At 39.8% G+C, this 13,929-nt stretch carries 8 protein-coding genes; 6 read left to right on the top strand and 2 right to left on the bottom strand.

Going from position 1 to position 13,929, the window contains the following annotated elements; genetic code table 11:
- The first annotated feature begins 55 nt into the window (after positions 1 to 55).
- From DFQ12_RS13310 to DFQ12_RS13295, 4 genes are all read left to right on the top strand, one after another.
- Complete coding sequence (locus DFQ12_RS13310; protein ID WP_120259551.1) at positions 56 to 1,588, top strand: sulfatase family protein; 1,533 nt, start codon at positions 56 to 58, stop codon at positions 1,586 to 1,588.
- A gap of 586 nt (positions 1,589 to 2,174) precedes the next feature.
- Complete coding sequence (locus DFQ12_RS13305) at positions 2,175 to 5,357, top strand: SusC/RagA family TonB-linked outer membrane protein (RefSeq protein WP_120260007.1); 3,183 nt, start codon at positions 2,175 to 2,177, stop codon at positions 5,355 to 5,357.
- Between the two features lie 5 nt (positions 5,358 to 5,362).
- Positions 5,363 to 6,910: a SusD/RagB family nutrient-binding outer membrane lipoprotein gene (locus DFQ12_RS13300; protein WP_120259550.1), complete on the top strand. Its 1,548-nt coding sequence runs from the start codon at positions 5,363 to 5,365 to the stop codon at positions 6,908 to 6,910.
- A gap of 103 nt (positions 6,911 to 7,013) precedes the next feature.
- A complete protein-coding gene (locus DFQ12_RS13295; protein WP_120259549.1) occupies positions 7,014 to 7,439 on the top strand; it encodes a tetratricopeptide repeat protein in 426 nt (141 codons plus the stop codon).
- Here the strand turns inward: DFQ12_RS13295 and DFQ12_RS13290 are convergent.
- Positions 7,436 to 8,341 (bottom strand): glycerophosphodiester phosphodiesterase family protein, encoded by a 906-nt coding sequence (locus DFQ12_RS13290; RefSeq protein WP_120259548.1) that lies wholly within the window; start codon positions 8,339 to 8,341, stop codon positions 7,436 to 7,438. The two genes, DFQ12_RS13295 and DFQ12_RS13290, sit on opposite strands and share 4 nt — an antisense overlap.
- Before the next feature lie 351 nt (positions 8,342 to 8,692).
- On the opposite strand from DFQ12_RS13290, the gene DFQ12_RS13285 reads away from it, so the two are divergent.
- Together DFQ12_RS13285 and DFQ12_RS13280 are read left to right on the top strand one after the other, a co-directional pair.
- Positions 8,693 to 11,023: a TonB-dependent receptor gene (locus tag DFQ12_RS13285; RefSeq protein ID WP_120259547.1), complete on the top strand. Its 2,331-nt coding sequence runs from the start codon at positions 8,693 to 8,695 to the stop codon at positions 11,021 to 11,023.
- The gene (locus tag DFQ12_RS13280; protein ID WP_208642549.1) at positions 11,024 to 12,205 is read left to right on the top strand and encodes a PepSY-associated TM helix domain-containing protein; all 1,182 of its coding nucleotides are present in this window, start codon (positions 11,024 to 11,026) and stop codon (positions 12,203 to 12,205) included.
- Positions 12,206 to 12,410: 205 nt separating this feature from the next.
- Here DFQ12_RS13280 and DFQ12_RS13275 read toward each other — a convergent pair whose 3' ends face one another.
- Positions 12,411 to 13,904 carry a RagB/SusD family nutrient uptake outer membrane protein gene (locus DFQ12_RS13275; RefSeq protein ID WP_208642548.1) on the bottom strand — a complete coding sequence of 498 codons (1,494 nt, stop codon included), beginning with the start codon at positions 13,902 to 13,904 and terminating at the stop codon, positions 12,411 to 12,413.
- Positions 13,905 to 13,929 lie beyond the last annotated feature (25 nt).

Raw genomic sequence — 13,929 nt, 5'->3', positions numbered from 1 at the left:
AATCTTCTATCTTTAAAGAAACGATATCATAATCAACAATAAAACCATTATTACAATGAAACTTACCTCTATTTATTTAGCGCTTATCCTGTGGAGCATATGCAGCCAGGTACTAGGGCAGAATAGGCCTAACATCGTGATCATCATATCAGACGACCATGCCTATCAAACCATTAGTGCCTATGGCTCCACGTATGCTAAAACACCTCAAATTGATCGTATTGCGACTGAAGGGGCAATTTTCAACCATGCATATGTTAACAACTCCATTTGTGGTCCAGCCAGAGCCACACTTCTAACAGGCAAGTATAGCCACAAGAATGGATTTAAGGACAATGAAACCTCTGAATTTGATTTCAATCAGGATTTATTCGTCAAACAGTTACAACAGGTGGGCTACCAAACAGCTTGGGTGGGCAAAATTCATTTAGGAGAAAAGCTTCAGGGATTTAATTATTATGATATCCTGGTGGGTCAGGGCACGTATTTCAATCCAGATTTCATCAGCAAACAAGGGCGCAAGCGCGCTGAAGGCTATGTATCAGATATCGTGACGGAAAAATCGATCAATTGGCTGGACACCTTAGATTCAAACAAACCCTTCTGTCTGGTCATCGGTCATAAGGCGACACACCGCACCTGGATGCCCGCCCCAAAAGACTTCGGAACCTATGATACCGTGAATTTTACCCTACCATCAACATTTTATGATAACTACCAAAGCAGACAGGCCGCCGCGTTACAGGAAATGTCAATCGATAAGGATATGAAGATGGGTTATGATCTCAAAATGTTCAACTCATTAGAAGAAATGATGAATGACGGTAATTTCAAACGAATGGACCAAGATCAGAAAAACAAGTATATCGCCTATTATCGACCAATCTATGAACAACTGCAACAAGGCAAGCTAACAGGCAAACAGCTTGCCGAGTGGAAGTTCAAACGCTATATGATCGATTATCTCAATACCGCTCAATCTATGGATCGCAATATAGGTAAAGTATTGGACTACCTGGATCAGAAATCTCTCCGCCAAAATACTATCGTGATCTATCTTTCGGATCAGGGATTCTATATGGGCGAACACGGTTGGTTTGATAAACGATGGATGTACGAAGAGTCATTCCGGACACCGATGTTAATGCGTTATCCCCCATTGATTAAACCTGCGACAAAAATCGAAGCAAAATTGGTGAACGCCGATATCGCTCCCACCCTACTCGAGTTGGCAGCAATCAAAAGACCTGTTGATATGCAGGGTAAATCCTTTGTCCATGTCCTAAAAAACACAAAAGAAGAGCATCGCAAAGATCTATATTATCATTATTTTGAAAATGGTGAACATGCCGTAAGCCCACATTTTGGCGTTAGGGACGACCGTTATAAACTTATCCGTTATTATAAGCGGGTCGAAAGCTGGGAGCTTTTCGATCTTGAAAAAGATCCGAATGAGCTTCGAAATGTTTATAATGACCCAAGCTATCAGCGCGTAGTCACTAAGATGAAACAAAAACTCATCGCGCAAATCCGGCAATTTGATGATGATGAAGCCGAAACAATTTATAAAGTAAACATTGACCGTTAAACAAAAACAGGGTATCCATAAACGAGATACCCTGTTTCATTTCATACCTTCATCCTATTTTTGTTAATCCGCAAGGAAATTCCCTCTTCAACTATATTGTTGTATGGATTCCCCATAGCCTTCACCTTATAAACACGTTTAAAGCAACAATAAGGTACCGGCTAAATATGAACTTATGTACCCCTAGCGATACTTCATTCATACTTTATGAATACTTAATCTATACTGTATCTATACCACTAAGGTGCTTTACTGGTATTCCATTTGTATTATCAGCGCAATTCCAATAAGTTATTCTATGACAAAGATATCCGCTCAGTATTCCATTGCGGTAAAAACGGTAGTCCTATCTAGCCAATAAGATTATCATAGGCATTCTGACATCATAATTACAAAAAAAATAAAAAATAAAGTATAGTTATTAGGTAGATTTTATATATTTGCATTAACATTTTTTAACACATGAAAATCAGTGCAATACATATACCTGTAAAACGAATGCTTCTAGGAGATGTTTTTCAGTTCGATTCAAACGATCTCCTATAACCACAAACAAAAAGATCCACTCATTATCACTAAAATTTATATGGCAAAAAACAACATAGATTTTGTCGTACTGGCAGCGCTTTGTTTAAGCACGGGCACGCTATACGCTCAATCCACCATAAAAGGAAAAGTAGTCGACAACAACAACAGCCCAATTCAAGGTGCAACGATTACAGAAATAATAAGCAAAAAACAGGTGCAAACGGATGCAAATGGCCTATTCGAATTACCATCAAGTGGTAATTCCATCAGTATCCAGGTTCAATATATTGGTTTTGATTCCAAAACTGTCCAAACCAATCCCGGCGGACTCACAACAATCCAGCTTTCACCAACGAGTTCCCAACTGGATGAAGTTGTTGTAACAGCCTTGGGTATTTCGCGCGAAAAGAAATCATTAGGATATGCAGTCCAAGAAGTCAAATCTGTTGAACTTCAAACACGTCCCACTAACGCGCTCAGTGCGCTTTCCGGGAAAGTAGCAGGTCTTCAAGTGACTACTTCAGGAGGCAATATGGGCGGATCCTCCCACGTTTTGCTTCGGGGTATCAATTCAATTGCGGGAAATAACCAACCGTTGTATGTTGTTGATGGTACTCCAATTGATAACACCGATTTAAACTCCTCATCTACCATAAACGGAAGCGCAGGCAAAGACGTCGGTAATATGATACAAGATATCAATCCTGACGATATCGATAACATCTCCGTATTAAAAGGTCCGTCGGCTGCTGCCTTGTATGGTTCGAGAGCCGCTAATGGTGTTATATTAATTACCACAAAGCGTGCATCAAAGGGGGAAAAGATAGATATTTCGTTAAACACTGGTGTTGATTTTGAGAATATTGTTCGGCTTCCGAAAAGACAACATTTATACGGTCAGGGTTACTCTACTGCTTTTCAAACGCAAAATATCAATGGTACAGACTACAAAATCGTAGATTATGCTGCAGATGAAAGCTGGGGTCCTAAACTCGATGGTACACCTGTCTTACAGTGGTATAATTTAAACCCTGAAGACGAATCCAATTACCTGAATCCGTCGCCATGGCTTTATCCAAAAAATGATGTCAGTTATTTCTTTCGGACTGGTGTAGCCAATACCAATAATTTTGCTATCGCCGGCAATAGTGGAAATACAAATTACCGATTTTCCTACACGAACAAAAATGTAAAAGGAACAACTCCAAATTCTAGTTTAGGTCGTAATACGTTTAACTTTTCCGGAGGAACGCAGCTGGGCAAATTGAAAATCAATTCTAATTTCAACTATATCCGTAACGCATCCGTAGGCCGCCCATGGACAGGTGCATCCAACAGAAATATTATCCTCGAGGCATTCCAATGGGGAGCTGTACAAGTGGATTACAAGTTATTGGAAAATTATAAACGTGAAGATGGAACTCCATTAGCATGGAATCGTACTGGATGGCAAAATACACCTACAGCAGAAGCAACGCGCTTTATCGATAACCCCTATTGGTCTGCTTACGAGTCTTATATGGAAGATAATAGAGACCGCTTTTATGGAAATATTGGCTTACAATATGACTTGAATAGCTGGCTTTCTTTAGGAGCTAAAGTACATGGCGATATTTATTCGTTCCAATCTCAGGACCGTATCGCTGTATACTCTCGCAGCACTTCACAATATGAAGAGACAAGCAATAAACTAAACGAATATAATTATGAATTTTTAGCTACAGCAAAAAAAAACTGGGATAAATTCTCACTCATTGGAAATATCGGAGCCAATCTTCGTGACCAGCAGCGCAAGCAAGATTATGCTATTACACAAGGAGGTCTAATTATTCCAAATTATTACAATCTAAAAAATGCGAATTCAGTCAAAATTGACAACTTTAAATATCACAGACGCATTGCATCTGTTTATGGAAGCTTTTCTTTAGGATATAATGATTTGCTTTACTTAGATGGAACAGTGCGTAATGATTGGTCTTCAACATTACCAACAGATAACAACTCTTTTATATATCCTTCCCTAACAGGTAGTTTTGTCTTTAGTCAATTAGCAGCATTCAAACAATTGGATTGGCTAAGTTTCGGAAAAATACGCTTAGGATGGGCCCAAGTCGGGAATGACACAGATCCTTATCAACTGTATAAGGTCTATGAACCTGAGCAATCATATGAAGGGCAAGCTTCATATGGCCTCCCGAGTATTAAACCAAATGCTAATTTAAAACCTGAAATTACCAGTTCTTGGGAAACAGGTCTGAACGTGCAATTGTTCAAAAATCGCTTAGGATTTGATATAACCTACTACAACAATAATTCTAGAAATCAAATCCTTCCTGTTCCTGTTTCTTCGTCTTTTGGATACGCAAGCAAAGTATTTAATGCGGGGAAAATTAATAACAAAGGTCTCGAAATTGTTCTTAATGGTACGCCAATCAAAAATGAAAACTTTACTTGGGACGCTACAATTAACTGGGCCAAAAACAAAAACAAAGTGATCAAATTAGACGATCAGGTAAATACATTGAGTTTAAGTAATTCGTTAGTTGAATTAGTCGCACGTGAAGGCGAGTCCTATGGACAATTTTTAGGCTATGACTTTGTATATGCAGCAGATGGACAACGTGTTGTTCAGGCGGATGGAACTTACATGAAAACCTCCCAATTGGTACCCCTGGGATCTATTCTTCCTGATTTCACCTTTGGTTTTCAAAATAGCTTCCGCTACAAGAACTTTAGCTTAGGATTTTTGGTCTCAGGTCGTGTTGGCGGAAAATTTTTCTCCCAAACCTATAAAGTTGGTATGTATTCAGGCATCCTGGACAAAACAGCGGCTAATAATATCCGAGAAACGGGTGTTATTTTGGATGGTGTCAAAGGCGATGTAACATTCCACAGCGACGGTACATATGCCGTTGAGAACGTTCAACAAAATACCACCAATATTACAGCGCAGCAATGGGCGCGCAATGAGTACAATGGTCCGACCACTTTTTCCATTTTTGATGCCACTTATGTTAAACTGAGAGAAGTGACGCTGGGTTATAATTTCAAATTAGCCAATGCCAAAGTCATTAAAAATATTGGGGTCAATGTCTATGGCCGTAATCTTTGGAATATCTATACCAAGAGTAAATACATTGATCCTGAATTCACCTCCAGTGGCGGTAATGTACAGGGTATTGAAGGTGGTAATATCCCTGTTCCTGTTACTTACGGTTTTAATGTAAACCTTAAATTCTAAAAAAAATGAAAATATCAACTATATTATATGCTTCAGTAATCGGTGCTTCACTTATTGTTACATCATGCTCTAAGTCTACGTTTAACGAGATAAATACAGATCCTAACCGTCCCGCCACCGTCACAACACCGACAATTTTGGTAACGGCCGAAAAGCAATTGATTAATGCCTTACGAAGCGAAGAGGTCAGTTTACGTGGAGCACAATTATTTTCACAATATTTTGCCCAAAATATATACACAGATCAATCGCGTTATCAAATACCAACGAGTTATTCCGATAATTACTGGACGGCAACTTACAAATCGCTCAATAATCTGAATGAAATTATAAAACTCAATTCAAATGAAAAGACTAAGGCCATCGCCGCAGCAGGAACAGCAGGTTCCAATGCGAACCAGATTGCGATTGCAAGAATTCTTAAATCTTATGCTTTTCAATCATTAACCGATGTTTTTGGTAATATTCCCTATGAGTCTTACGGAAATAAAGATGCTGATTTTGAAGCCCTGCAACAGGACCCAGACAACTTAACGCCTAAATATGCAAGTCAGGAAAAAATCTATAAAGATATTCTAAACGAACTGCAACAAGCGGCTGATACCCTAACGAAATATACAACAGCAACCACATTTGGCACCGCTGATATTATCTACAAGGGATCCAATGCCAGCTGGGCAAAATTTGCCAATTCACTACGGTTACGGATAGCCAATCGCATTAAGGCAAAAGATGCTGCATTGGCAGCAACGCATATTGCCGATGCGATAAAGAAAGGCGTATTTACCGCTAACAGCGATAATGCCGTATTTAAATATTCTAAAACTCCACCCAATGAAGCACCACTATTCCGGGCCACAGTGACAGCCAACCGAAAAGATTTCGCCGTTTCAAATGTACTTATAGAGGCCCTTCAGGGTACACGTGGCCCCTTTAAAATTGTAGATCCTCGCTTGTCTAAATTCGCAAAACCAACATCCTCAGGAAATACCTATTTCGGCCAGCCGTATGGGCTTCCTTTAGCCGCCGGAAATCTATTCCCTGTGGATAAAATATCTTTACCAAGTGACGCGATCAACGCGGCTGACTATGGCGAGGTTCTTCTGGAATACGCTGAAGTAGCATTCCTCTTGGCAGAAAATAACAATTGGGATCAAACTAATTATGAGAAAGGAATACGCGCTTCGCTAGAAAAGTGGGGGGTATCGCAAGAAGATATTAATAGCTATATCAGCAAACTGCCAGCTGCGAATAAAGAGCATGTGCTTTCCCAAAAATACTTAGCACTTTTCAATCAGAGCATAGAAGCTTGGTCAGAAATCAGAAGAACAGGCTATCCACTATTTCTCATCAAAAAAGGAGATGTCACCTGGAGCGGAACTATCGATGGCAAACCCGTCACCTATACCTTTAATCCCGAAGTTGGCGATGCCATACCAAGTCGTTTGGTGTATCCATTGAAAGAACAAAGTACAAATAGATCAAATTATCAAGCAGCCCTGGCGCAACAAGGAGATGATGTGATCAACACCAAAGTATGGTGGAATAAATAAAAAAGTATTTTCTACCCCTTTGAACACCTGAAGTTTAAGATTTCAGGTGTTTTTTTTTCCAATTATTTCCTAACTTCGTAAAAGACCATTAAGAAAGAATGCCATGGATGATCAAATATTAGATAAAATCGACCAACTGAGTGAAGAAGGTAATGCTTATTGTGATGAAGAGAACTTTCGCGAAGCAATTAGGGTATGGACTGAGGCGCTCAATTTAATCCCTAGCCCACAAAATGTCCACGCTGAAAGTCTTTGGCTGGAAGCCTCCATTGGAGATGCTTATTTCTTAGAGGATGACTTCGAAAATGCACTTCCACACTTTGAAAATGCCAAAGGCAATATCATCGAAAATGCTTATGAAAATCCTTTTATCATGCTACGATTAGGACAGTGTTACCTGGAAACAGCCAATACCGAATCTGCACAAGAATACCTTCTTCGCGCCTATATGATGGAAGGAAAGGAAATTTTTGAAGAGGAATCACCAAAATACTTTAATTTTCTGGCTGATAACGTCGAATTGGATTAATCAATTGCATCTGCCACCTCCATTGGTAAATCAGATTCAAGAATAGATGCACCCTGGGCGAATATCGCCCTATATTTTTCCTTTCTTTCCTCTTTCTTTGTTAACTTGTCATAAGTTGGCGCTGACGAAATCATACACATCACCCCTTTCCCATTAAAAAAGCGATACATTTCTGTATTCGATTCTTTTAACTCAGGACCTATATAGACGATCATCCGGTCATAAGGTAATCCCGAATCTTTAAATTTAGCTAAGGCTGACTGATCTTTGATATGCATAGACATATACTGATCCGGATTTTGAGCCAAATAGTAGGCCGCCTGCTCAACATTATGTACGGTTACCCAAACCCAGCTATATGCATTATGCTTTCGCAATATAGCTGCGGTTGCCGACAATGGTAGATCTTTCTTATCGAGATTTAAAATGGTTTTCCCTTTTGCCCATTCAATCACTTCATCTAGGGTATTTATAGGATATTTAGTCATATTTCCAGCATGGTCTTTCAGACGAAGTGCACGCAATTCAGCCCATGTATAATCCGACACCCGACCGACCCCATTTGTCACCCGCTCCAAGTTTGCATCATGGAGTAATACCGCAACACTATCTTTCGTATAGCGTGGATCTATTTCAAAAATTGCTGGAGTCTTACGTAACACAGCCTCAAAAGCCGCAATAGAATTTTCAGGAAGACCATCTTCTATCGTCCCGCGGTGACCGCTTATGATTTTCTTTCCTTCAGCATACTTAAAGTATGCACGCATGGCTTCTACAGATTCAAACTTTAGCCTCTGGTTGCTTTGAGCTAAAACTTTCGTGTATAACAAACTAGATAAAAATAATAATGGAAATACAGAAATCGTTTTCAACTGTATATCATTGTGATCTGAAGCAGCCATCTACCTATTTAATTATGGAAATATGAATTGCTAAAATAGCCATCCTATATCAATAAATCGTAAACAAAATATGTACTCAAAATAAAGAAAATAAAACGAACAGCTTAACAACATCGAACAGATTTTTTGCTACAGCCCCTATACGATGGCAAAACATTCCTCTATTCCTTAATATTCATGGTGATCGAGAAAGCTCCTCCAAATTGTATTCTTATTTATAGTTGGTGATTTTGTGAATGAGACAGCCGCTGGATGAGCATATTAAGCGAAAAAAATAGCAGTTTTTTTAGATGAAGAAAAATTAAATATTCTATATTTGCATCAATTTATATTTGATCTAAATAAACTACCATGAAGAATAGAACACGATATATGATGTTCGCAGCAGGAAGCCTTGTCCTTCTCGGGACTCAGTTACATGCACAAGAGTTATCTCTCCTCGTTAAAAATACAGAAAATCAACCAGTGGCTCAAGCTAATATCAGGCTCAATGGGAAAAACATTGGTTACTCAAATCAGCAGGGGCAATTTTATCTCGCTAAAGTACCGACAAATGGCCCACTTCAATTTCGTGTTTCCTATACCGGTTACTCAGCCCTTGAAAAAATGGTGAGTTTAGATACGGTCAGCGGTCCTATCCTATTTCAGTTAAATGCAACACAGACTTTAGACGAGATTATTGTTACCGCTGGTCGTAAAGCCGAAAGTATCTCTACAGTTCCCTCCTCGGTATCCATTTTAACAACAAAAGAGATCGAGGCACAGAGCCAGATCAGCACCAATCTTTCAACAATACTTGGCAATACAATTCCGGGACTGGGTACGGCTACCAACAAAGCAACCAATTCAGGTCAGACTTTACGCGGGCGATCTGTACTGGTTTTAATAGATGGGATCCCACAATCCACACCATTAATGAATGGGCAGCGCGATCTACGCACTATTGATCCCAGTGTTATTGAACGCGTGGAAGTTATTAAAGGAGCAACCTCCATCTATGGAAATGGCTCAGCTGGCGGGATTATCAACTACATCACGCGCAATCCAGCAAAAGATTCAGCTCCTATCCAAGGAATTACCAGCCTGAGAACAACCTTCAATCCTATAAACAGTGGCGGAACGTTGGGCTATCGTGCCGCCCAAACATTATATGGCCGAAAAAACAGCTGGGATTACACCGTCAGCGGATCGGCGGATTATGTGGGTCTTCAGCGCGATGGTGATGGAACAGCCCTCGGTCAGACAGATGGTCTTTCAAATACCTATCAATACAATGCATTCCTCAAACTTGGCTACACCATCGATAACAGTTCCAATCTATCCGCTGTATATAATTTTTATCGAAGCAACCAGCACAACAGATACATCAGCCAAACGGGTGTCTATGGACAATCCCCGACTATCGGAGTAAAAGGAGATGATCCCGGCAAACCTGCCGGCACGCCTTACAACCACAATGCGATGCTGACGTATACGAAAAATAATCTTTTTGCCTCCACTTCTCTCGTTGCATCGGCCTATTACAACACCTTTCGATCCATGAATCGTTATGTTGAAAAAGCATCGGCATGGTATGGTCCCGGCCAAACACAGATCAACTCCGAGAAAAAAGGATTGCGTATCAATCTCAACACGCCTTTTCAAGTATTTGGTTCTAACGCGGATGTCACTTACGGACTTGATCTCCTAAATGATGTCACGGATCAAAACCTGACGGATGGTAGAGTCTATATTCCTTATATGAATATGCTCAACGTGGCACCTTATGCCCAAGTAAAGATTGATTTCCTAGAAAATCTAATTTTCAAAGGTGGGGTCCGTTATGAAAATGCAACCGTTAAAATAAAAGATTTTAACACCATTGCTACAGGTCCGGACAATGCGGGTAGCATCGCTGTTAAAGGTGGCGAAATACCGTATAAAGGAGCTACGTTCAATGCTGGTCTCCGTTATAATAAATATTCGTTCTTTAACCCTTTCATAAGCTTTTCACAGGGTTTTGCCATCAATGAACTTGGCCGCATTGTCCGCAGGGCAACCGACAACGACCTAGATAGTCTAAAAACAGATCCCATCATTACCAATAACTATGAAATCGGGTTTTCCAGCAACTACAGTATTTTCCAATTATCTGCTTCCTACTATTATAGTACTTCAAAAATGGGTGTGGAACTTGTAGACATTGGTGGTTATCTGATGCCACAACGACTTCCCGAGGATGTCTATGGATATGAAGTAGCCCTAAGTGCAACCATCAGCCCGCAACTGACTGTAGGTGGAACTTATGCTTATGTGGAGGGAAAATCGAAAAAAGAAGACGGCACGAAATCCTACCTCAATGGTTCGCGTATTTCTCCGATCAAAGCAACCGGATATGTCTATTATACACCGATCAAGCCTTTAACCTTCCAATTATTTTGGGTGCATACGGGCGCACGCGATCGTTTCCTGCCTAACGACAAAGGCGTATATAAAAACAGCGAGGGGCCGGTTAAACCAGTAGATCTTTTTAACTTAAATGGTAATTATCAGATTAACAAACAATGGTCATTGGGACTAGGCGTTGAAAATCTTTTCAATAAGAACTACTACCCAGTTGTAAGTCAATACCGTGCGCTAAATGAGGAATACGTAAGAGGTCAGGGAATGATGGCCTCCTTTAATATCAATTACAAATTTTAGATGATCAAGTCGAGCATACTTTGGCTGCATAAATGGCTCGGGATAATCACCGGCATTATTGTATTCATTTTAAGTATAACGGGATGTATATATACCTTTCAGGATGAGCTCAAACTATGGGCTTATCCTGAAAAGTATTTTATAGCCCCGGTTGATAGCTCTTTGCCCCCACTCCCGTTAAGCACCTTACTGCACAATGCGCAGCATAGTCTGGACAAGGGGCAGAAAATCTCCCGTGTAGACCTCTATCCCGCGAAAGATCGAACCTGGGTATTTCGTGCCATGAAAACAGATGAGACGGCCTTTGGCCATTGGAATTACTTTCGTTATTATAAAAGGGTATTCATCAATCCTTATACCGGTAAGGTGCAACACATTGAAAATACAAAGACAGAGTTTTTTCAACTGGTATTACAACTCCATCTCAATTTGTTGCTGGGAAAAAAATATGGTCATGCTTTAGTCAGTTGGTCTACAGCGCTATTTATTGTCATTCTATTGAGCGGGATTGTATTGTGGTGGCCGAAAAAATGGAAGGGAAAAAATCTCCGCAGGAGCTTTTGGGTAGACACAAAAGTTAAATGGAAACGGTTAAATCACGATCTGCACAATGTGATTGGCTTCTATAGCCTTTTTATTGCACTGGCTTTTGCTATTACAGGTTTGGCATTCGCATTTCCGGGATTCAAAAAGACCTATATCGCTACATTTAATCTTTTTCAACAGGAAGCGACATCTAAAACGCTAGCTGTCCCGACACCAATCCCCTTAGCTTACGAAAAATTTCAGGACAATGCACTGCACTATAGTCTCAAAAATTATCCGCAGGCCGAAATGCTTTCCATCCGGTTGAAAAAAGAAACAGAGCAAGAAGTCGATATTCAAATCAGAAGGTACGAAAAACGAAGCGGTGTCTTTAACTGGTTATATTTCGACAGAAAAGAGGCCAGTTTAAAACAAATCAAAAGCGGTGACAACTTGCGGTTCGGAGATAAACTTGGATCGCTCAATTATGACATCCACACCGGCAGTATCGGTGGCTTGGGAACAAAGATTATTGCTTTTATCGCCAGTCTTTTTTGTGCTTCCCTTCCAATCACAGGATATATTATCTGGCTGAACAAAAGCAAGAAGACAAAGAAAAAGAAGGGTTATCAACATAATGTTAATAAGTACTGTTAATAACCGGGTATTTTCTTTTAAACAGTTTCTCAACACAGTTATCAACATAATGTGGAAAAGTAAGCGCAAAGGACTTTACTATTAGCAAAAGACAAAACGCTTCTATAACGGCTCCAAATAGCTACTCCGAAATTTATTCATAAAAAAACAGACCTATAAAGATATGCCTGTTTTTTTATGAATAATCCAACAATGAGTTAACTTCTTACAAATTTGGATTCTGTTCGTATTCTGTATTGGGAATAGCAAATAGATAATATGGACTATTATTCACAAAGTTAGAACCGTCGGAGAATTTGATCACCCGATGGCCTTGTCCATCGACCAATTTTGTTTTCCCTTCTTCGTCAACAACCTGCACCTGTATCGGTTCTCCTTTATCATTTAAAAAAGCCTTTCTTGTAACCTTACCTTGCGTACGAATAATATCAGATAATGCAAACCCCTCTCCCCAAAGCTCCTTTCTGCGTTCAATCAAAATCTCCGCAATTAGTTTCGCGTTATCACTTCCTTCAAACAACTTCGCATTCCGTGCTTGTCGCAGTTTGTTCAAAGCAGCTACCGCCTTCTCTATCTCTCCTGCTCTCGCATAACCTTCAGCTTCAATTAGCAACATTTCAGCTGAGCGCATATACACAATATCACCAATTTGATTTGTCTTCATTTTAAACTTCTTATAGCGTAAAAATCCTTCTCGGCCTTTCAGTCCATCCCATTCAAATAGCGCATAGCGGACATCATCTTTATCAAATAGATCCTTAAAATATGGATCAGCCATAAAACTATAATAATATGAGGCAGAAGAAGAAACATCAATATAGTGGAAAGTATAACTAGCTGTATTCTGCTCAGTAGTTTGCAAATGCCCCCATAGCCATTCTGAATTTTGAGCATCATTAAATCCGGCCTGATAATCCGACCCGCTCATTAGATTATGTCCGGCTGCTGCCTTATTTGCATATTCAGCTGCTAATTTCCATTCGCCAATCTGTAAATAAGTCCTGGCGAGAAGACCATAAACAACATCTATGCTGATCTGATATTTTTCCACCTTTGTAGCCGAAGCCAACAGCACCTCACTGTCTTTTAAGTCTTTCAATATCTGCTGATATAATTCCTCCAAACTCGCTCTGGGCTTACCTTTTGTCTGTAGGGTACTTGGTTCAGTATAAATCGGCACTGATTTCGCACTTTTGTCTTTTAGGTAACTAAACTGATAGAACGAAGCAAGATTAAGATAAACAAATGCGCGCAATGCCTTTGATTGTCCCTTTAAGAAGTTTTTTTCCGCAACCTCCCCAGTTACCCCATCTACTTTGGCAATCACATTGTTGGTATTGTCAATTACCTTATAAAATAAAGTCCAAAAATATGATACCCGAGAAGCCCGACGATTATCTAATTCCGTAAAGCCATACGCATCGCGATAGCCATATTTGGTTGTTACCGCTACATCACTCCCCATTGCGTCACTTGTACGCATGATGGACGTATACCCCGGATTAGCATAAGTAAAATAGGTATCATTTAAGTATTTCCATGTACCGTTGACAACTGTTGCGACACCGCGTGTATCTTTATAAATCTGCTCTTCGGTTACCGCCGTCGTAGGCACCGTATCGAGCTTATCCTTACAAGATGTATTTATGAAGGAAAGCCCCAAAAGCATATAGACAAGTTTTATTTTCGTGATTTTCATAATATTATTTACTTTAAGCATTCAA

The sequence above is a fragment of the Sphingobacterium detergens genome, assembly GCF_003610355.1.
Lineage (GTDB): Bacteria > Bacteroidota > Bacteroidia > Sphingobacteriales > Sphingobacteriaceae > Sphingobacterium > Sphingobacterium detergens.
Note: the sequence above shows the minus strand (reverse complement) of the source record. Positions and strands in the feature narration are given on the sequence as shown.

Bases quoted from the DNA above. Each gene is read 5' to 3' on its own strand.
- DFQ12_RS13310 (WP_120259551.1), top strand. From the start codon at position 56: ATGAAACTTACCTCTATTTATTTAGCGCTTATCCTGTGGAGCATATGC.
- DFQ12_RS13305 (WP_120260007.1), top strand. From the start codon at position 2,175: ATGGCAAAAAACAACATAGATTTTGTCGTACTGGCAGCGCTTTGTTTA.
- DFQ12_RS13300 (WP_120259550.1), top strand. From the start codon at position 5,363: ATGAAAATATCAACTATATTATATGCTTCAGTAATCGGTGCTTCACTT.
- DFQ12_RS13295 (WP_120259549.1), top strand. From the start codon at position 7,014: ATGGATGATCAAATATTAGATAAAATCGACCAACTGAGTGAAGAAGGT.
- DFQ12_RS13290 (WP_120259548.1), bottom strand. From the start codon at position 8,341: ATGGCTGCTTCAGATCACAATGATATACAGTTGAAAACGATTTCTGTA.
- DFQ12_RS13285 (WP_120259547.1), top strand. From the start codon at position 8,693: ATGAAGAATAGAACACGATATATGATGTTCGCAGCAGGAAGCCTTGTC.
- DFQ12_RS13280 (WP_208642549.1), top strand. From the start codon at position 11,024: ATGATCAAGTCGAGCATACTTTGGCTGCATAAATGGCTCGGGATAATC.
- DFQ12_RS13275 (WP_208642548.1), bottom strand. From the start codon at position 13,904: ATGAAAATCACGAAAATAAAACTTGTCTATATGCTTTTGGGGCTTTCC.